Source organism: Paenibacillus yanchengensis, from assembly GCF_042684845.1.
Taxonomy (GTDB): Bacteria; Bacillota; Bacilli; order Paenibacillales; family Paenibacillaceae; genus Pristimantibacillus; species Pristimantibacillus yanchengensis.
Genome location: NZ_JBHUMH010000057.1, coordinates 1 through 21,546 on the forward strand (window position 1 = coordinate 1; position 21,546 = coordinate 21,546).

The following is a 21,546-nucleotide window of genomic DNA, read 5'->3' on the forward strand; positions in this document are numbered from 1 at the left end:
ATTGAGTCATGATGAATCCCTCCATTGAATGTCGTCTCGACAACTTCATTCTAAAGGAAATAATTCATCATGGCTCTTCTTATTTTCTTCCAGATGCATTTTACACAATTATATGGACTTTACTGCTTTCTATGACCTTTATACGATAAATCGTACAAAACTGGCAGTTCTAGCGGCTTTCTATGACCTTTCATATGATAAATCGTACAAAGCTGGCAGTTCTAGCGGCTTTCCATGACCGTTTATACGATAAATCGTACAAAGCTGGCAGTTCTAGCGGCTTCCATGACCGTTTATACGATAAATCGTACAAAACTTGCATTTCTAGGAGCTCTGTTGGGGCGTTCAGTAGAACCTTTCACTGACTGAACAGCCCTTTTTTAAATTAACTATGTTCAATTAATTCCAACCACTCATTGTATTCATGCTGCAATTTTTCATATTCTGTTTTTAATTTCTCATGCTCTAGTTCTAATTGTTTGAATTGTTGCTGTTGATGTTCATGCTCACTAGTCGATCCAGCAGCAACTTCCAATTGACTTAGAGCAATTCGTTCGCGCGCTGCTGTTATTTCTAACGTTTCCATTAGTTCTTGCTCACGCTGTTCATACTGCGCCAGTTGCTGCTCAAATTGTTTTCCTTGTTCTTTAGCTTGAGCTAGCCATTGTTCTCCTGCTTCTAACTGCTCCGACACGTTAGCAAATTTACGTTCTACATCATTTGCTCGTTCCGTACTCTCCTGCAATTGGTCTTGCAATTGATCCGCCCGTTGCTGTGCTTCTACTAACGATTTTGCCATCAAATCCATCTGTTGTTTCATTTGTTGTATTTCTTGTTCCAACTGCTCCACTTGTTGCAGTGCGACTAGTAGATCATCCTCATCCTTAGTAACTTTTAACTGGAGCTTTTCTATGCGTTGTTGATCCGTATTTCGCTGCTGCTTAAGTTGTTGTACCTGCTCTAACAATTTTGATTTTTCTTCCTCTAGCGCCACTCTATTCGTATGAAATTGTTCTTTTTCCTTTAGCGCCATTTTTTCTGATTGTTGCAAAATTGCTTCTAACTGCTGGCATTTATTTTCTAATTGTTTACTTTCTAACGTATATTGCTCAGTTAATGTCGCTTGTTGCGATTCCATTTCACCTATCAATTCCATCGCTTGATCGAATTCGAGTTGCAAAGCTTTCGAATTATTTTGCAGTTGCTGTACTTCGCGCTCTATCGTCTGTTGCTTTGCCCGTAGTTGCTGTATTTCCTGTTCCTTTGTTTCTTTGCTTAGTTGCAGTTGTTGCAATTGTTCTTTATATTGCTTATCTACCAATTGTTGTTGCTCGGCTTGTTCTTCGACCTGTAATTGCAAAAACTGCTTTTCTTCTGCCTCCGCAACTAAGTGAGTATTGCACAGTTCCAACTGTTCAGCTACTTGAGTAATCTTTTGTTCGTACTGCTGCTCACTCTCTGACCAGTTCTCGATTAATTGTTCTCGCTCGGCTATCCATGTTTGCTGGAGCTGCTGCTCTTGACGTTGCAACAATTGTTGCAGTCTTGCTTCATGCTCTCCTTCTAATCTAGCTATATTGCCAGCATGCGTAATTTGAAGTTCAGAAACAGTTTCTGATGCGTACTTCCGTTCCTTATCCAATTCCATATTACTATGATTTTTTTGTTGTTCTAATTGCTCTTCCAACTCCAAAAGACGTAACTCTAACAGCTCCACTGTTTCCTGATGTTGTTGTTGTAACGTTGCTGTGTTCGCTTCGTACTCTGCTTGTTGTATCGTCGCCTGCTCTTGTAGTGTCTGAAGCTCACCGTGCAATTCTGCCACTACTGACTCTCGTTCCGCTTTCAACATAATAGTCGATGTTTCATGTTGTTTGTGCAAACGTTGAATAGTTGCTTCAAATGTTTGTTTGCTTTCCTCTTCTTGCTGAAGGAACTCTACTTGTAACGCATCAATTTCTTTTTCTTGTTGCAACTGCATTTGTGCAGTATTCTCTTCTAATCGCTGTTCCCATATCCCTCTTTCGGATAACAACTCTGCTTGTAACGATTCTTTCATCGTTTCTAACTGTTTTATCGTATCCGCTAATTGTAACTCCAAGCTTTGTTTTTCTTGCAGTGCAACTTTATTCAATTCGTCCATTTGTTGATCATATTCTTTTTGCACTTGTTCTAACTTGTGCGTATAGCTTTGCTGATTTTGATGCAATTGTTTATTATACTGTTGTTGTTCTTGCTGCAACTTACTCGTATAATTTCCCTCTAATTGTTGTTGTAACAATTGTTGCTCATTTGCCGCTTGTTCTTTTAATTGAGCAAGTGTCGTTGTATATTGTTTCTCCTGCTGTTCCAATTGTTTTAGCACTTCATCTAGTCGCTGTTGTACACGCTCTAGATTAGGTTCTAATTCGGCTCGAATTTCCTTTTCTTTCTCTAGCAATTGCTCCGCCGACTTCGTCGTTACTTCTTGTAGCATTTGACGCAACTGACTCATTTCTTGTCGTTCATACTCTAACAATTGCGTTGCCTCTAGTAATTTTTCTTCTTCGCGATACAAACGAGCATTTTCTTTGCGAATGCGAAAAACTTCCTCCGTTACTTGAACAGCTGATAAAACAGCTAATTTATGCATATCAAGTGATGGAAAATTTTTTGCCAATTTTCTCATCGAATCATCGATGGAACTAGCAATTTGCTTCATGTAGTCACCATTCGTGTGACCTTTTAATTTATACTGCATGCCATATATATCAACGGTAACAACAATTTGATCCGATTCCATATCTAGTATTCCCTCCGTCAATTACAGTCATTGACTTTGATTGCATTTTTTTCTATATTATTTGGGTATGAATTACAAAATCAAAAAGCCGCATCAAAGTCCACTAGGATTATTTCGATACGGCTTTGCCTGTTTCCTGCTTATTTTCTTAATTGTGCAGCAAAAGTTTGCTCTAGCTGTTCCACTACATGTTGATGTCGCTCGGTAACTTCTTCATCTGTCAACGTTCGTTCGCTATGTCTGTAAATTAATGCCACTGCAACACTCTTTTTCCCTGCACCAAGCTTATCGCCAGTATACACATCAAATATACGAGCCGACTCTAACAATTCACCTGCTGCTGCTCTTGCTACAGCTAATAACTGTGCCGCTGCAATCGTCTCATCTACAACAAGCGCAATATCTCGTTCAATCGCTGGGTAACGTGGTAGAGGTATATACTCAATTTCAGCATCAGCTCTAGCATATAATGGTTCTAACGCTAATTCTACCACATACGTATCCGCCAAATCTGCCGCCAACTGCAAGGACGGATGCAATTGTCCCACATAACCGATAACTTGCTCGCTACCGTCTGCCAACTGCATATAAATGGCTGCCGTTCTACCTGGATGGAAGTTTTCTGGCTGCGCAGCAGCATATGTCATATACTCTGTTACACCAAGCACTTCAAATATCGTCTCCGTAATTCCTTTTGCATCATAAAAATCAACCGACTGAGCTTTCACATTCCATTGCTCCTGTTGCTTTTGACCAGTAATTAAGGCAGCAAATCGATGCTTTTCATTCGGCAGTTTTGTCAATTTCACTTCATTCGTATGATAGACACTTCCGATCTCAAAAAACGCCAACGAATCATTTTTACGATTACGGTTATGTGTTGCAATATCTATTAACTGTGCAGCCAAAGTCGTTCGAAGTACACTGCGCTCTTCACTCATCGGCATCGCTAATTTAATCGGCTCTACCGCTTCCGCTAGTTGAGGGAATAATGTTGCTTTATCCGGTGCAGTAAGAGAATAACCGATAACCTCGTACATACCAGCACTAGCTAAACGTCGACGCAACTCTCGACGAATCACTTGTTCTTTCGTCAACGCACCCGGTATAACTTCCCCATAAATTGGTGTTGTCGGAATAAGATCATAGCCATAAATTCGGGCAACTTCTTCAATCAAATCAACTTCTCGCGTTATGTCACCCCGTCGTGATGGGACAGTCACTTGGAATGTACCTTGATTAAGCTCACGATTGTGTTCATAGGAAAATCCTAAACGTGTAAATATAGCTGCTACTTGCTCGCCTACCAATGTTGTTCCCAAATAGCGGTTAATACGATCAACATCAAGCGCAATAACGGTATCCGCTTGCTCACTTACACGATCTTCCACTACGCCACTAGCAACTTCTCCACCCGTTAACTCTGCAATCAATGCAGCTGCACGATCTAACGCCGGCAATACATAATTACGATCCGATCCTTTTTCAAATCTAGCACTTGCTTCAGAACGTAGCCCCAACTGACGAGATGTTTTTCGAACGACATCTCCAGCAAACTTCGCAGATTCAAGTATAATACTCATCGTAGTATTTGTTACTTCTGAACTAGCTCCACCCATGACACCAGCTAAGCCAATCGCACCTTCGTCATCTGCGATAACGAGCATATGCGCTTCTAGCTTACGTTCTTGGTTGTCTAACGTCACTAGCTGTTCGCCTTGTTCAGCTAAACGTACTGTTATGTTTCCATTTGCTATTTTGGCTGCATCAAAAGCGTGCAACGGTTGTCCATACTCCAGCATAACAAAATTGGTCACGTCAACTACGTTATTAATCGGACGAATACCGGCTGCTAGTAGACGATTTTGCAACCATTGTGGCGATTGGGCAATTTGAATATTCGTAATATAACGAGCACTATAATGGGTACATTGCTCAGCAGCTGCTATTTTTACAGCGATGTGTTCTTTTGCCTGTACAGCACTTTCTTGAACATTCAGCTCTGGCAATTGCACTTGCTGCTCTGTTAAAGCTGCCACTTCATAAGCTACTCCAAGCATACTTAAACAATCGGAACGATTCGGAGTTAAATCTAATTCTAATACTTCGTCGTCCAAATCTAACCATTCTATAATAGGCGTACCAATATCAGCATGCTCCGGCAATACTAATATTCCTTCTTGCTGTTCCTTCGGTAACAATTTATCATTAATACCTAACTCTTTGGCAGAGCAAATCATTCCTTGTGATTCTACTCCACGCAATTTGGCACGTTTAATTTTAAAATCGCCAGGTAATTTTGCACCAACTACAGCAACAGGCACTTTTTGACCGGCTGCTACGTTAGCTGCTCCACATACAATTTGCAGTTTTTCTGCTTGTCCAACATCAACTTGACAAACATTTAATTTATCCGCATCTGGATGCTTTGCAATAGACTCGACGTAACCAATAACAACGCCAGTAATTCCTTTATTCAATTGCTCAATTATATCTATTTCAATACCACCGCTAGTCATCAATTCTGCTAACTTAGCAGCGGACATTTGATTAAGATTTACATATTGCCCTAACCAATTATAAGAAACTTTCATCGTTACTCTGTCCTCCCTTTACGATCACATTTTGGCAAACTGTTTCAAAAAGCGTAAATCATTCGTATAGAAATGGCGAATATCATCAATGCCATACTTTAAGAGTGCAATTCTTTCAATCCCCATACCAAAGGCAAAACCACTCACTTGCTTCGCATCGTAGCCACCCATTTCTAGTACACGAGGATGAACCATACCACAGCCCAAAATTTCAATCCAACCGGTATGCTTACACATTCTACATCCACTGCCATGACATTGCGCACAACTAACATCTACTTCAGCACTTGGCTCTGTAAATGGGAAGAAACTAGGACGCAAACGAATCTTCGTATCTGCGCCAAACATTTGCTGTGCAAACTGTAGTAACGTTCCTTTTAAGTCACTCATCCGAATATTTTTCCCAATAACAAGTCCTTCAATTTGGTGAAATTGGAAGGAGTGCGTAGCATCATCATCATCTCGACGATACACTTTACCTGGACAAATAACTCTAATCGGTGTTTCCCCATTACTCGCTTGCATCGTACGAATTTGTACAGGGGACGTTTGTGTACGCATCAATATTTCATCTGTTATATAAAAAGAATCTTGCATATCACGAGCCGGATGGTTTTTCGGCAAATTAAGTGCTTCAAAGTTGTAAAAATCCGTTTCTACTTCCGGACCTTCTGCAATCGAATAGCCTAAGCCTATGAAAATATCTTCAATCTCTTCCGCCACTTTGTGCAGGGGATGAATTGCTCCAGTCGCCAGCGCCTTACCAGGTAACGTCACATCAATCGTCTCTGCTTGCAATCTACGATTCGTTTCTTCTGCCACAAATGCAGCTTGCTTACTAGCAATAATCGATTCAATAGCCGTTCGCACTTGATTCGCCACTTCACCAACTTGCGGTCTTTCCTCCGCAGACAAACTGCCCATTCCTCTTAATACTTCTGTTAACGCACCTTTTTTACCCAAATATTTTACCCGTAGGTCATTCAGCGTTTGTGGATTAGATACGTCTTGCAACTGCTGCAATGCTTCTTCTTTCAGTTGCACTAATCTTTCTTTCATCTCTTTCGCCTCCATCGACATCATACTTGACAACAAAAAAAGCCCTTCCGTCAGCCAGGGACGAAGGACCGTGTTACCACCCTAATTTAGATTAAATAACGCTCTACAAATAAGAGCTATTAACATTAACCTCTTCAGACCCCTTTAACGGTGGGCAACCGGACTACCCTACTCTAGCTTCGCAATAGCAACATAGTTACATCTCGCACTGAGCTAGCTATTCAGGCATCTGCTCCAGAGTGAATTTCAACAATTCGGCTTCATAAAGTCGCTTGCAGTCTACGGCAACTTCTCCCTGTAAGATCGATACTGTTTACTTATCTCCATCATAGCAATTTCCAACTTTGCAATCAGTACAATTATAAGCAATAAGTCCGTTTGATGCAACTATTACTCTGCTTTTCATTGAAATTTGCTCACTAACCTACTAACTAAACTGAATTAGCGTTGCTTTCGTATCATTTACTTTTACCGGATCTTGATAGTTAGTATTAGTTTCTTGCACTCGATAATAAACTGAAAACTGTGATATACTCAAATGGTAAGCTTTAGCATTCATTGGTTTACTGTGTAGTACAAAAAATAGAGTATGCACGTATTAATGAAGGAGGAAATTCAGCTTATGGCTAGCCAAACAGACATAATTATTCAACAATCCTTGCAATCTCTAATGGGGGATATTACTTATTTACCGACTGTAACCGATCAACATCGCGAGCAAGTTTTTCAATCGATTGCGGCTATTTTATCTACCCCAAACAAAGTACACAAAGCTTTTTTACGAATTCCGTTGCAAAATGGTACGGTACAGCGTATACCAGCATACCGCGTGCAACACAATGATACACTTGGTCCGTACAAAGGCGGCATTCGATTTCATGAGCATGTGAACGAAGCAGAAACTATTAATTTAGCAGCACTTATGACACTGAAAAACGCCCTACACGAAGTACCTTTTGGTGGTGGAAAAGGCGGTATCAATATTAATCCTCGGGATTATACAGAAAAAGAACTGAATCTAATTTGCAAAAAATATGTGCAAAATTTCAACGATATATTAGGGCCTGATAAAGATATTCCCGCACCTGACCTTGGTAGCGGCGAAAGAGAAATGGATTGGATGATGGCTGAATACAAAAGCATTAATCCAGGAAAGGCATATCTCGGCAGCTTCACAGGAAAAAGCATTGTAAACGGAGGATCACTTGGGCGAAAAGAAGCGACCGGCAGAGGCGTTTATTTCACTTTCCGCTATCTGTTACATGACTTTCTCGTGAGGGAACATGAACAAATAAAACAAAGTACACAAGTATACGCTCAAACGTTGTTAGATATATCGAATCGTCCACGACCTTTGTCTTTAGCTTTTCAAGGCTTTGGTAATGTTGGAGCTGCTGCTGCACTCGAAGCTTACAATTGCTCACATATTAATGGACAAGTAGTTGCTGTCAGTGACCGAAATGTAACTTTATATTGTGCTGATGGTCTACCGATTCCGAAGCTAATTGCTTTTGCTGATGCTAATCGTGGTGACTTACCTACTGAAGCTGAACAACTGGAAGCGCTAGGTATAACAGCTGAAATATTAGATCGTGAAGCTGTTCTTTATTTGGATGTTGATGTGTTATTTTTAGTAGCGCTCCAAGACCAATTGCGCCAAGATAATGTCGAGCGAGTCCAAGCTAAGCTTATTGTAGAAGGTGCGAATGCACCGATTACTGGTGAAGCAGATCAAGTGCTTTCGGATAAAGGAATCGTTGTTATACCTGATATATTAGCTAACGCTGGAGGCGTAATAGTTTCTTATTTCGAATGGCTTCAAGGACGAGAGACGCAATTTTATAGCGAAGAGCAAGTTTACGATCAGCTTTTTAATAAAATGGAACAAACAATGAATAGTGTTTTGCCACTGTTTTTCGCCAACTCTCAACCGTTACGACAAAATTGCTACATTCATGCGATGATGAAACTATCTACTGCACTTTATCGTCAAGGAAAATTATTTTAGATTGTGTTAGACGCAAAAAAGACTACTTGCGTAGTGAGGATATACGACGATATCCTTCGCTACAGCAAAGCAGTCTTTTTTATTCTTTATAATACTGACTTAAGGTTTAACGACAACTTCCGGTGTTGTTAAGCGATCATAAAATTGTACAGCTTTATCTTTATCCGCAGAATTACGAAGTGCCATTGCCGAACGTGGATGCTCATCTAATATACCAGTAATCATATAAGGAATTAAATAACCCCATTCTTCTTTCTCACGCAATGGAATCATATACTTTTCAATCATATCCAGTACTGGACGTACCGTATACTTCGTACTTGGCAGCTCTGCAACGATCAGTTCCGTATTACAATTTCCAGCTGCTCGTCCCATACCATATACCGATGCATCCAGCAATTCTACTCCGCCTTCAGCTGCAATAAGAGTGTTAGCAAAAGCCAACTGCATATTATTATGAGCATGTACACCTAATCGTTTATTAGGCAAATGTTCACGGAATTTATTTACTAAATAAGTCATATCGCTTGGTTTTAAACTACCGTATGAATCAACGATATATACAACGTCTACCGTACTCTCTGCAATAGTTTTAAATGCATCCAACAGTTGGTTTTCCATCACATTGGATAGAGCCATAATATTAATCGTCGTTTCATATCCTCGATCATGGAATGTTTTCACTAGTTCAAGCGCTTTATCCACATCTTGTATGTAGCAAGCAACACGAATCAAATCTAGCATACTTTCGCTACGTGGCAAAATATCATTTTCGTCCACTCGACCAATATCAACTAATGCTGATAGTTTGGTGTGTCCTTTTTGCGGAATAACTTCTTTCAAAAAATCATCGTCCAAAAAGCGCCATGGGCCAGCAGCTTCTGCCCCTTGTAGTAACTTAGGAGAGTTTTTATAGCCGATCTCCATATAGTCTACTCCAGCTTCATTCAAACTGTTATACAAATGCTGTACAAATTCTACGCTAAAATCCCAATTATTAACTAACCCACCATCGCGAATTGTACAATCGACAATTTTGCAATGTTTCTTGTTTGCTGTCATCCAACATACCCCTTCAACTAGAACAAAATTTAGTCCAACTCTCAACACTTGACTACTATTTTAGCTTGTATTCCATCATACTTGAAATTGCCTATAAACGCAAAGCAAAAAGCAATATTTTAGGAGCCAGTTGAACGATAATACCGAACACCAAAACGCCAAAACAACAAACTGACCATTAAAAATAAAAGCGCTGTCCACGGTAAACTTAATGCAGCAAGCAAAGACACCGATTGTTTATCAAGTAAAAAGAGCAGCGGATAGTAGCCAACGGCTCCAAATGGAATAACAAAAGTATAAAAAATCCGCACCCATTTCTCATAAATATGTAGTGGATACTGTACTAACTCTCTACTGCCATCTGTAAATATATTTGCAACTTCCAACGATTGAACTGTCCAAAAGCATAGTGTTGCCTGCAATATAAAAATAGACCCGAAAATAACGATTCCGCCGACAATCATAAATATAAGTACTAACACTTTTTCTAACGAAAAAGCAATAGGTAACTGATACAGTACTACAATAAAAATAATAACACCTTGCAGCAATCGACCAATTCTAGAATAATCTATTTTGGAGCCGAGTACTTGAATAAGCGAATGACGAGGTCTAACCAGTAATCGGTCAAAATTACCACTGACCACTAAAGATGAAAACGTGTCGAAGCCACGAAAGATAAACTCGCCCAAAGAGTAAGCCATGTGCATAATCGCATAACATAGCGCCACTTCCAAAAAAGTCCATCCTTGCAAACTACCAAATCGTTCAAACATGAAATAAACTCCGGCAAAGACTGACAACGGCACAAAAAGCTGCCCAATTAAAAGTAATAGTAATGATGTTCTATACTCTAATTGAGCTTTGAGATGAATCGCCATATATTTTAAAAAGAGTCCCATCGCCTATTATCCTCCCTGTATAACCACTTGTCGTAATGCTTTCTTCATCAGCCAATAGCCTGTAATTACAATGAACACCAACCATAACAATTGAATACCGACTCCTATCAGCGCTTCCGGAATACCAATGTGACCAGAATAAATTCGAAACGGAAAATCGGCGGTAAAACGAAATGGTAATAAATAAGTGAGCTGTTGTAGCCACGATGGCATTAACGGAACCGGAATAATAAGTCCAGCGAGAAATTCAGCTATAATCGCAATAATTAACATCGAGCCGGTCGGATTCATCGTCCAAAACACAGAAATATAAATATACATGGATATAGCAACGACTAACAACGTACTAATCGTCAAAGCAACTATAAACAAGAGAAAATGAGTTGTAGAATCCGGCATTTGTAACCGATATTTCTCTGGCAAAAATAATACAATTGGTATAATAAGCACACTACGTAACAGTGCATTAATCATCCTTTCACCGAGCAAACGCATATACCAAAGTGGATAAATAGCAACTGGTCTCGTCAATTCATAAGCTAAATTGCCATCCGTAATTAACTGAAACAACTGCATGTTTCTCACCCAAAATACGATCAGCGACAAAAATATTTGAGTAAGCCAAACGTAGCTAACTACTTGTTGCCAATTCATCGGCTGCTTTGCAGAGGAGCTTTTATAAAAAGCAGCGTAGACCATTATAAATACAAAACCAAAAAAAATTTGCGTCAATAATCCCGCCACAGCAGCAGCGCGATATTGTAAACCATTCATAAAATTCATCCGCCATACTGCCAAATAAACTTTCATACTTTATACTCCTTGTATAATTTCAAAATAAGTTCTTCTACCGGTGTCGTATGTACAGCAATATTAGCCACATCAACATGCACAGAGAGATCTGTTACTAACTCCGTTAACGTAGCTGCTGCTGGATCAAATCGAAATACCGCTTCCGTATTGGTCCAACTGACACATGTGAATTTATCGTGCTGATGAAACGTAGAGAGGAATAATTCTCGTTCAAGCGCTGAGTTTGAGCTAGTAGGAGCAAATTTCACTGTTACTTGACTTAACGAATCATACTGATGACGCAACTGTGTCAGCGAGCCGTCGTAAAGTTTTTGACCACTACCAATCATAATAATCCGACTAGTTAATGCTTCAATATCACTCATATCATGCGTAGTCAGTAAGACCGTTACACCTGTTTCTTGATTGATTTGTTTAATAAAACTCCTTACCGCTAACTTACTTTCTGCATCAAGCCCAATGGTTGGTTCATCCAAAAACAGTATTTTGGGATGGTGCAACAGTGAGGCTGCTATTTCACAGCGCATTCTTTGCCCCAAGCTTAGCTGCCGCACGGGACGTTGTAACAATGACGTCAGTTCTAATTTCTCACTCAGCATCGTGAGCGTATGTCTGTATTCCTGTGACGGAATTTTATATATATGGCGAAGCAATTCGAATGAATCGAGAACGGGTACATCCCACCATAGTTGAGAGCGCTGTCCAAAGACGACACCAATATGCTGCACATATTGCACACGGTCCTGCCACGGCGTCATACCAAGCACCTGACAAACTCCTTGATCAGGCACTAAAATACCACTCATTATTTTGATCGTCGTTGACTTTCCTGCACCATTAGGACCGATATAACCAACGATTTCTCCTTCATACATCGAGATAGATACTTCTTTTAATGCTTCGACATACGTATACTTTCTTTTAAACAATGCTTGTAGCGCCGCTGACATCGTTTCCTTCCGTTCTGCTATTCGGTACGTTTTGCTTATACTTTCCAATCTAATAATTTCCTGCATTATCTTTCCTCCTTTTCATTGCTTATGTTAAAATAACGATAGCTTTCCATATAAATAGTAATGATGTAACGAAACGTTACATAGAAAGAAGTTGATTGCTTGGCAACCCAAAAACAAATTTCACCTCATTCTTTGCCAAACAAATGGAAACATCGGTTTATTCAACTGCTACATTTTGGTTATCATCAAGCGATGAGCTGTTTATTTCCAGTCATTATCTTTGCAACACTAGCCATTTCCAAATGGGTAGAGATCCCCTTTTTAGCTCGTTATGACTTTATATTGCTCGTTTTATTGCTGGTGCAGGTAGCAATGGTAAAAAGCGGGCTAGAATCTATCGATGAGTTAAAAGTCATCTGTATGTTTCATCTCATTGGTCTAGCGATGGAGCTTTACAAAGTGCATATGGGATCTTGGAGTTATCCGGAATTTGCTTATAGTAAAATCGGTGGAGTTCCACTATATAGTGGATTTATGTACGCAAGTGTTGCCAGCTTTATGTGTCAAGTTTGGCGTAGACTAAAGATGGACTTAACTGGGTGGCCACATCCCTTCCTTGCCATCACGCTTGGGGCTGCTATTTACTTTAATTTCTTTACCCACCATTTCATTGTCGATTTCCGCTGGTGGCTCACTGCGGCAGTATTTATCGTATTTTTGCGAACAAAAATATATTATACTGTTAGAAACACCACATACACGATGCCACTGACAATTGCTTTTTTATTAGTAGGTTTTTTTGTTTGGTTAGCAGAAAATATAGCTACATTTTTGGACGCATGGAATTACCCTAATCAACAAGATGTTTGGAGAATGGTCGGGCTTGGGAAGTTAAGTTCTTGGTTTCTATTAGCTATCATTAGCGTCATCATCGTTGCCCAATTAAAAGTAATAAAAGCGAAACAAACGAAAAAACATACTTAGATACAGTTACACAAGTTACACTTTGTAACCGTAAACAAGGATTGAAGTTTGTTGCTTGAAAGTAGACGAGTGAATTTCTCATGAAGAATGAAATAGAAGATACTCTAGAAGTGAATGCCATTTGAAAAACGAAACGGATTGATAATATACCATATCATTGTAGAATAAGCAATAACTTTTTATTGCATGCCAAAAAATCTCGTTTCCTTTTAGATAGAAAGGAAGGCGAGATTTTTTATATAAGGCATAGATGTTAGATTAAATTATATGACCGAATATTAACGTACTAACCAACCACCATCTACTGCCAATATATGACCGTTCATATAGTCAGAAGCAGTCGATGCGAGGAAGATTGCTGGACCTACTAGATCTTCAGATTCTCCCCATCTACCTGCTGGAATACGCTCTAGTATTTGTTTACTACGAACAGCATCATTACGAAGTGCTTCCGTATTATCTGTACTCATATAACCAGGAGCAATAGCGTTTACTTGCAAACCTTTACTTGCCCACTCATTAGCCATTGCTTTCGTAAGACCAGCAACTGCATGTTTACTTGCAGTATAACCTGGAACATTAATACCACCTTGGAAAGAAAGCATCGAAGCAATGTTAATAATTTTCCCTGATCCTTGCGAGATCATATGTTGCCCTGCTAGCTGACTAAGTACGAATACAGCATGCAAGTTTACATCCAACACCGCTTGCCAATCTGCATAGCTATGCTCTGCTGCTGGCGTACGACGAATAATACCAGCATTATTCACTAGTACATCAATGCGACCTAAACTAGACAATGTTTGCTCTATAACAGAAGGCAAGTTATCTGTGTTACCTAGATCTGCGGTAATCGTAATAGACTTACGACCAAGTTTCGCAATTTGCTCCGCTGTTTCATCAGCTGGTGTACTATTTGTGACAAGTGCTATATCCGCACCCGCCTCTGCAAGTCCGATAGCGATTGCCGCTCCAAGACCTCTACCTGCTCCGGTTACAATTGCTGTTTTTCCAGACAAATCGAATAAATTCATTCGATAGTTCACACCTTTCCTCGCGATCGCTTATTGTTACCTTTAAGTGGTGCTCTACAGAGCTTCACACCGCTTTGCTCGTATTTCATTGCCACATCATCCGCAATATTAGCATCTGTAAATATCATATCTACTTCGCTCAGTGAAGCATAAGTAATAAGTGCCCCTTTATCGAACTTACTATGATCAGCTAAACAATAGACATGTTTGGCATTTTGTATATATATCTGCTTTAATTTCAATAATTTCTCGGTAAATATCGTTAACCCGTACTCCAAATGAATACCAGTAGTTGACAAAAAAACTTTATGCACATTTAATTTGGCAATCCAATCGAGCGATTCTTCCCCAATTAGCAAATTATTTTGTCTGTATCCGCCCGGCACAACTAGCCGTACTTGCTCTTTCATCGCTAATTCACGAATAATAAGCAAATCGTTCGTTAGTACAGTAATCGGCGCATTCGGCAGCAGCTTAGCAAGTTCAAGTGTAGAGCTGCCGGCATCGAGTGCAATGATATCATTTTCTTCAATGCAATCCAAAGCAAGAGAAGCGATAGCTTGCTTCTCTTGACTTTTACGGCTATTCGGAATTTGTAAAGGAAGAATACTATCTTCCCCTTCTTGCATAAGGACAGCACCACCATGAATTCTTCTCAAGAGGCCTTTTTCCTCTAGCTTCTCCAAATCTTCGCGAATTGTTTTCTCGGTAACTTGAAACTGGCTGCTTAGCTCGGATACTTTTACTGCACCATCACGTTCTAACAGGTCTACAATTGTTCGATGACGTTCTGCTGCTAGCATAGTTCTCCTCCTAAACCAATCTCGTTTCCTCTATTTTACTTCAATCCGCTTGCTGGTACTACATCCATATCAGTAAAAGTGTAATTTTCACCAGCCATTGTCCAACAGAATGTATAATTGCTCGTACCTACACCAGAGTGAATCGACCATGGTGGTGAAATAATAGCTTGCTCATTCGCTACAACCAAATGTCTTGTTTCACTTGGCTCTCCCATCATATGAAACACTCTTGTTTCTTCTTGCATATCGAAGTATAGATAAGCTTCCATTCGACGATCATGTACGTGTGATGGCATAGTGTTCCAAACACTACCAACTTGTAGGCTTGTAACTCCAAGCATCAATTGACAGCTTTGAATACCGTCTGCATGAATATATTTGTACAACATACGCTCATTAGAAGTTTCTTGCGATCCAAGATGGTTAGGATTCGCTTCTTCCATTGTCATTTTACGAGTTTCAAATTCACGATGAGCTAATGCTGAACAGAAATATAGTTTAGCTGGGTTAGCTTTATCAGCACTTGCTAGTTGTACATTGCGCTTACCTTTACCTACATATAGTACGTCAAGGCGGTTCAATTCATAAACTACACCTTCAACAGTAATTACTGCTGGACCACCAATATTCAAAAATCCAATTTCGCGGCGCTCTAGGAAGTATTCTGTACGAAGTGCATCACCAGCATCAAGTGCAATTTCTTTGCTCACAGGGTAAGCGCCACCTACGATCATTCGGTCATAATGCGTATAAGTCATACTTAGCTCGTCTGCAATAAATACTTCTTCCTTCAAAAACTCTTCACGTAAACGTCCTGTATCATACTGCTTAACATCTGTTGGGTTAGTTGTGTGACGAATATCCATTGTTTAAATATCCTCCTCATAATCGTGCGTTTTCCGTTCGAAAAACAACACATTCGGTTTGTTATTGTTCGTTATTAACTATAACACACATTTCCGAACATTAACACTACTATTTACAGATGTTTCAATTACTTTTAACAAACTTCAGTACATTAACCGCTTACAGTTACAAATTCGTTAGATATTACTCATATACTAGAAATCAGTAATTTTCCCGGTTATAATAGATATTGCTGTATTACTTTTCAGTTATTAACAATTGCGATTTTCGACTTCCACATATAGCCATATTTCTCTTTTTGTTGTAAACTTAATGTAGCAATAGTTTATGTTGAAGGAGGTAACGCATATGACATCTTGCACTTGCAGAGAAAATATTGAAGCATTACGAGCTTCAATGGAACTTACTTATATGAAGTATGAATCATTTACCCATGCTAATGTTCTCGCAGCTAGTCAACAATTAGATGATGCTTTGGTCAGTTTTCGCAAATGCCCCTGCTATAACTATTGCATCTCACCTAATTATCTCGTTGCCGATGATCACTCTATTATAGTAGTAACGAAGAGTGTTGCTGTGTAATTTCATAGATGTTCCCTTCATATAAACAACTAATTTCTATTATAGATAGAACTCTAGGTAAACCATGAAAAATAGCTTGTTCCATCTTCGTGGTAGTAAATTGGATTGCTCCAATCGTCTGCACACATCGATAGGACAAGCTATTTCTCTTTGCTCATCTATTTAATTAAAATTGAAAGTAGTTTTTTGCATTGTAATATGAAATATTTTGCACCATATCACCAAGTAATTCGATATCATATGGAACTTCTCCGCTTTCCACCCATTCACCCAGTAGATTACAAACAATTCGTCTAAAATATTCATGCCTTGTGTAAGATAAAAAACTGCGAGAGTCCGTTAACATACCAACAAATCTACTTAGCAAGCCTATATTCGCAAGCGAGTTTAATTGAGCTAACATCCCTTGCTTCGTATCATTAAACCACCAAGCAGAACCAAGCTGCATCTTTCCAGCAACGCCACCACCTTGAAAACTACCAATTAATGATGCCAATACATCATTATCTTTTGCATTCAACGAATATACGATTGTTCTAGGTAATTGCTCAAGTGCATCTAACAAATTAGCTAATGGAGCAGCTATTACATTATCATGAATCGAATCAAAACCAGTATCTGGCCCAAGCTTGGCAAGCATTGCAGTATTGTTACTGCGAGATGCATTAATATGAAGCTGCATCGCCCAATCTAGTTCCGCATATTTACGTGCCATATATAAGAAAGTAAATGTTCTATATTGTTGCTCTTCATGGAACGTAACTTTTTCTCCGGCAAGTGCTTTGGCAAAAATTGCAGCCGCTTCCTCTTGTGCAACTGGAGCATAAGCAACATAATCAAATGCATGATCAGATACTCTACATCCTACTTCATGGAAAAAATGGATTCGTGCTTGTAGCGCATCTAACAATTGCTCATAATTTGAAATAGCTGCTCCATTTACGGACGCTAGTTTTTCAATCCATGTTTGGAATGACACTCCATTAATGTCCAATGCTTTGTCTGGACGAAACGACGGTAACACCTGCACATTAAAATCATTTAATTGTTGAATAGCAATATGGTATTCCAATGTATCCGTTGGATCATCCGTTGTACAAATTACTTCTACGTTAGACATTGTAATTAAATCACGCGCTTTAAAGTTACCGGATGCTAACTTTTCATTTACTTTTTCCCAAATAACCGGAGCATTTTGTTCATTAATTAATTCTTCAACACCAAAAAAACGACGTAATTCCAAATGCGACCAGTGATATAGCGGATTACCGATCGTTTGTGGCACTGTTTTCGCCCACTCTAAAAATCGATCATAATCTGAAACGCCTTCTCCACTGGTAATGTACTTCTCCTCTACCCCATTTGCCCGCATAGCTCGCCATTTGTAATGATCACCGTACAACCATGCCTCTGTTACATTGGAAAAACTAGTATTTTCGTATATTTGCTGTGGCAACAAATGGCAGTGATAATCGATAATCGGCATCTGTTTCGCATACTGATGATAAAGATTAACAGCCACATCATTTTGTAATAAAAAATTATCGTCCATAAAAGTTTTCACATCTATCATCTCCTCTTGTTTTTATTTGCAACCACTTACTTATAAAACTTTACCAAATCAGCAATTTTCACTTCTTGTCCCGTAGCGATTGAACGATTAGCGGCAATTCCTGTTAATATGGAACGGGCTCCATCTACATGGTTAGCAGCCCGCTTAAACGGATCTTCTCCCGGTTCACCGAATAAATCATTTAGCAAGACAGGATCTCCGCCACCATGACCACCCGCTTTTTCTTCTACTTCGACTTCATATGGTTGTCCAAACATCGGATAAACAATCATCGTTTTCCCTTTTAGAGCACCTTCTAATGCTTTGTCTCCGCCGGAGTTGACATAAGATTGTTCTATAATATTCATTTCAATTCGTCCTTTAGTACCGTTAAAAGCAATTTTGTATCCTTCCCAAGGCAAGTATGCATTCAAAGAGTACGTTAATATAGCTTTGTTTTTATAACGAACGAGCACTCCCATCGTATCCTCGATGTTAATGCCATCACCAAACACACTTTGATCTCGTCTATAGCCATCTTCATGCTCTGCATCATAATACATCGCTTTTAAGTGCGGATTATCATCTAAAGTTAAGGCAAAAGGATCATTCGCTGCATTGCTATTGCCAGTCGCTCTGTCATAAAACTTTGTGACCCCTCTATTTTCAGCATTTTCTCGACCATAGAACAACAAATCACCGTATGCAAATACCGACTCCGGCTCTGAATTTATCCAAAAGTTAACAAGATCAAAATGGTGAGTAGATTTGTGTACTAGCAATCCACCACTATTTCGTTTGTCACGATGCCATCTGCGGAAATAATCAGCACCATGTCTTGTATTAAGTAACCATTCAAAATGGACGGACGTTACTTGCCCAATCGTATCATTAGCGATTAATTCTCTAGCTTTTGTATGATGCGGTGCATAACGATAGTTAAATGCAACACGCATGTTGCGTCCTGTTCGCTCTACTGTATCTAAAATTAATTGCGTTTTTTCGCTATCTACTGTCATCGGTTTTTCAGTAATAACATCACAACCAAGCTCCATAGCACGAATAATATACGTGTGATGAGTACGATCCATACTAGTTACAATAACGACATCTGGTTTTTCTGTTGCTATCATCTCATCAAACTGATCCGATTTGTATATAGCTATCGGCTCCGTATTATATTTTTTCTGTAAAATCTGATTGGCATACTTCATGCGAGTTTCATTAATATCACAAAAGGCTAGTAATTGTGCTGTAGCCTGATACTCCGTTACTAGAGATCCATAAAAAAACTCTGCTCTTCCCCCACTACCTACTAATACATAACGTTTTTTTGTCATTACAATTCCTCCTAGACGATTACATTTCAATAGTAAGCGATCGCAAATATCAATTTCCTCTACATCATAACGCATATTAATGATATAATTCTCGTGATATTATGCTTAAATTCCATAAAACACCGCTTTTCTTGTCATTTTGTTAAGGAGATATTTATTATGCAAAAAAACGAAACACTTTTATTCGGTACATTAGATCATTTGTTCATTGAAAATTTACGACGTAACGTGCAATATTCGATGACATCGGATCACTATCACCCTTACTTTGAAATTTATTACTTACATCATGGACAGCGTGTCTATTTTATACATGATCAATCTTATACAGTAGAACAAGGAGACCTAGTCTTTATTAAGAAACATATTTTACACAAAACATTAATAGGACAAAGTGTATCGCACGAACGAACGATTATTCACTTTAACGAATCATTTCTCTTTCATTTACCAACCGAAACAAGTAACTGGTTATTAACACCATTTGATCGACCCGGATTCGTCATGCGATTAGCTGCTAATCAACAATATCAACTGGAACAATTGTTTCGAAAAATACTATTTGAAATGTCCGCAAAACAACAGGGATTTGAACTGATATTAAGTCACACCGTCCAGGAATTGTTAGTAATCGTCTCTCGTGCTATGGAAGATCAACAAAACTTTGTGTCTCCACAGTCTGATTCAGCGATTCATAATAAAGTAGTGGAAGTAGTTCGTTACATTAATTTAAACTTTCACCAACCACTTTTTTTAACTGATTTAGCAAAGCAATTTTATATTAGCCCTCACTACTTAAGTAGAATGTTTAAAGCTGTAACTGGCTTTACCTTTTCAGACTATGTATCACTTATTCGTATTAAAGAAGCACAACGATTACTGATGGAAACAGATATAACTATTTCGAATATCGCTACAACGGTTGGATTCGACAACTTTTCTCATTTTGGAAAAACGTTCAAGCGAGTGACTCATGTCTCCCCACGTGATTATCGCAAGTCCATGTCGTAATATTATATATATAAAGTCGTTTTATTGTAGTTAAATATTACGGCATATATGATACATTGTATGTGTTGAACTATTCTTCACAAAAATTATAATGTAATAGCAGGAGGCTGGTAGGCGTGATACGCATAGGCAAAATAAGTTATTGGCACGTGCATGCATGGGATTACACAAATCAAGCACTTCAACATGAAGATACAGAAATTGTGGCAGTATGGGATGAAATTGTAGAACGTGGTGAAGCATCCGCCAATAAACTTGGTGTTCCTTTTGTCGCTAATTTGAATGAAATGCTGGCTCGCCCAGATATCGATGCAGTTATCGTAGACGCACCTACGAATATACACACGGAAGTAATCCTTGCAGCTGCAAAAGCAGGCAAACATATTTTCACGGAAAAGGTAATCGCACCTACGTGGAGAGAAGTTAATGAGATTTTACAACAAGTAACAGAAAGCAACATTAAATTAACAGTATCGCTACCGCGTTTGAACTTTGGTTACACGCTAGCAATTCAAGATATAATTAATCAAGGATTATTGGGACAAGTTACGCAAGTACGCAGCAGATTGTCTCATAATGGTGCAACAGCTAATTGGTTGCCAGAACACTTTTACAATATGGAGCAATGTGGAGGCGGAGCACTCATCGACTTAGGATGTCATCCTATGTATTTGACTAGAATGTTCCTTGGCGAATTGCCAACCGCTGTATCTGCTCATTTCGGGTATATGACAGGTCGTGAAGTAGAAGATAACGCTACGGCAATACTAACAACTAAAAGTGGCGCAATCGGTATAGTTGAAGCTGGCTTTGTTAATGACTTTTCACCATTTGTTATTGAAGTACAAGGCACAAAAGGTACAATTTTATATAACGATGCTGACAATAAGCTATTATTCCGTAGTTCACAAGGAAGTGGCATGTGGAGTAAGGAATGGAACGAACTTCCGATACCAGCAGATCGTCACACCGCTTTTGATCAATGGGTAGATCATATCAAACAAAATACGATAGCTGATCACAATATAGAAATGGCTGCTGATTTAACAAAATTGATGGAAGCTGCTAATATCGCTGCTCGCGAAAGCCGTTCCGTACAATTGACAGAATTAAATAGCTAAATGTAGCTAATATTAACTATAAAATTTGTTTTCACTTGTTCACCAAATTTTATTAGACAGGCTTCTATTATTCTTG

General features: G+C 39.0%; 17 protein-coding genes. 5 read left to right on the top strand and 12 right to left on the bottom strand.

Annotated features, from left to right (window positions below; genetic code table 11):
• Positions 1-385: 385 nt before the first annotated feature.
• From ACFSTH_RS15220 to pheS, 3 genes are all read right to left on the bottom strand, one after another.
• Positions 386-2,782, bottom strand: coding sequence for a hypothetical protein (locus tag ACFSTH_RS15220; RefSeq protein ID WP_377769392.1), 2,397 nt, complete (start codon positions 2,780-2,782; stop codon positions 386-388).
• Between the two features lie 140 nt (positions 2,783-2,922).
• Positions 2,923-5,376, bottom strand: coding sequence for a phenylalanine--tRNA ligase subunit beta (gene pheT / locus ACFSTH_RS15225; protein ID WP_377769393.1), 2,454 nt, complete (start codon positions 5,374-5,376; stop codon positions 2,923-2,925).
• A gap of 24 nt (positions 5,377-5,400) precedes the next feature.
• Positions 5,401-6,435 carry a phenylalanine--tRNA ligase subunit alpha gene (gene pheS / locus ACFSTH_RS15230; RefSeq protein ID WP_377769394.1) on the bottom strand — a complete coding sequence of 345 codons (1,035 nt, stop codon included), beginning with the start codon at positions 6,433-6,435 and terminating at the stop codon, positions 5,401-5,403.
• Between the two features lie 622 nt (positions 6,436-7,057).
• Here pheS and ACFSTH_RS15235 point away from each other — a divergent pair.
• A complete protein-coding gene (locus ACFSTH_RS15235) occupies positions 7,058-8,443 on the top strand; it encodes a Glu/Leu/Phe/Val family dehydrogenase (RefSeq protein WP_377769395.1) in 1,386 nt (461 codons plus the stop codon).
• A 99-nt stretch (positions 8,444-8,542) separates the two neighbouring features.
• On the opposite strand, the gene ACFSTH_RS15240 is transcribed toward ACFSTH_RS15235, so the two are convergent.
• The 4 genes from ACFSTH_RS15240 to ACFSTH_RS15255 all read right to left on the bottom strand — a co-directional run bounded on the left by ACFSTH_RS15240 (position 8,543) and on the right by ACFSTH_RS15255 (position 12,236).
• Positions 8,543-9,505, bottom strand: coding sequence for an aldolase catalytic domain-containing protein (locus tag ACFSTH_RS15240; RefSeq protein WP_377769396.1), 963 nt, complete (start codon positions 9,503-9,505; stop codon positions 8,543-8,545).
• Between the two features lie 119 nt (positions 9,506-9,624).
• A complete protein-coding gene (locus tag ACFSTH_RS15245) occupies positions 9,625-10,407 on the bottom strand; it encodes an ABC transporter permease (protein WP_377769397.1) in 783 nt (260 codons plus the stop codon).
• Between the two features lie 6 nt (positions 10,408-10,413).
• The gene (locus tag ACFSTH_RS15250) at positions 10,414-11,217 is read right to left on the bottom strand and encodes an ABC transporter permease (protein WP_377769398.1); all 804 of its coding nucleotides are present in this window, start codon (positions 11,215-11,217) and stop codon (positions 10,414-10,416) included.
• Positions 11,214-12,236 (bottom strand): ABC transporter ATP-binding protein, encoded by a 1,023-nt coding sequence (locus ACFSTH_RS15255; protein ID WP_377769399.1) that lies wholly within the window; start codon positions 12,234-12,236, stop codon positions 11,214-11,216. The genes ACFSTH_RS15250 and ACFSTH_RS15255 overlap by 4 nt, the downstream gene beginning before the upstream one ends.
• Positions 12,237-12,395: 159 nt before the next feature.
• On the opposite strand from ACFSTH_RS15255, the gene ACFSTH_RS15260 reads away from it, so the two are divergent.
• Positions 12,396-13,160, top strand: coding sequence for a DUF817 domain-containing protein (locus tag ACFSTH_RS15260; RefSeq protein WP_377769506.1), 765 nt, complete (start codon positions 12,396-12,398; stop codon positions 13,158-13,160).
• A 278-nt stretch (positions 13,161-13,438) separates the two neighbouring features.
• Here the strand turns inward: ACFSTH_RS15260 and kduD are convergent, their stop codons facing one another.
• From kduD to kduI, 3 genes are read right to left on the bottom strand one after another with little or no spacing between them, the layout of a single operon-like run.
• A complete protein-coding gene (kduD, locus tag ACFSTH_RS15265; protein ID WP_377769400.1) occupies positions 13,439-14,194 on the bottom strand; it encodes a 2-dehydro-3-deoxy-D-gluconate 5-dehydrogenase KduD in 756 nt (251 codons plus the stop codon).
• 8 nt (positions 14,195-14,202) lie between these two features.
• Positions 14,203-14,997, bottom strand: a complete 795-nt coding sequence (locus ACFSTH_RS15270; protein WP_377769401.1) for a DeoR/GlpR family DNA-binding transcription regulator — start codon at positions 14,995-14,997, stop codon at positions 14,203-14,205.
• Positions 14,998-15,032: 35 nt separating this feature from the next.
• The gene (gene kduI / locus ACFSTH_RS15275) at positions 15,033-15,863 is read right to left on the bottom strand and encodes a 5-dehydro-4-deoxy-D-glucuronate isomerase (RefSeq protein WP_377769402.1); all 831 of its coding nucleotides are present in this window, start codon (positions 15,861-15,863) and stop codon (positions 15,033-15,035) included.
• A 349-nt stretch (positions 15,864-16,212) separates the two neighbouring features.
• On the opposite strand from kduI, the gene ACFSTH_RS15280 reads away from it, so the two are divergent.
• Positions 16,213-16,446 (top strand): Spo0E family sporulation regulatory protein-aspartic acid phosphatase, encoded by a 234-nt coding sequence (locus tag ACFSTH_RS15280; RefSeq protein WP_377769403.1) that lies wholly within the window; start codon positions 16,213-16,215, stop codon positions 16,444-16,446.
• Between the two features lie 166 nt (positions 16,447-16,612).
• Here ACFSTH_RS15280 and uxaC read toward each other — a convergent pair whose 3' ends face one another.
• Both uxaC and ACFSTH_RS15290 read right to left on the bottom strand, forming a co-directional pair.
• Entirely contained in the window at positions 16,613-18,010 is a 1,398-nt protein-coding gene (gene uxaC / locus ACFSTH_RS15285; protein WP_377769404.1) for a glucuronate isomerase, read from the bottom strand.
• A gap of 35 nt (positions 18,011-18,045) precedes the next feature.
• The gene (locus ACFSTH_RS15290; protein WP_377769405.1) at positions 18,046-19,338 is read right to left on the bottom strand and encodes a Gfo/Idh/MocA family protein; all 1,293 of its coding nucleotides are present in this window, start codon (positions 19,336-19,338) and stop codon (positions 18,046-18,048) included.
• A 159-nt stretch (positions 19,339-19,497) separates the two neighbouring features.
• On the opposite strand from ACFSTH_RS15290, the gene ACFSTH_RS15295 reads away from it, so the two are divergent.
• On the top strand, positions 19,498-20,349 hold the full coding sequence (locus ACFSTH_RS15295) for an AraC family transcriptional regulator (protein WP_377769407.1): 852 nt from the start codon (positions 19,498-19,500) through the stop codon (positions 20,347-20,349).
• A 116-nt stretch (positions 20,350-20,465) separates the two neighbouring features.
• The gene (locus ACFSTH_RS15300) at positions 20,466-21,470 is read left to right on the top strand and encodes a Gfo/Idh/MocA family protein (protein WP_377769408.1); all 1,005 of its coding nucleotides are present in this window, start codon (positions 20,466-20,468) and stop codon (positions 21,468-21,470) included.
• Positions 21,471-21,546: the final 76 nt, after the last annotated feature.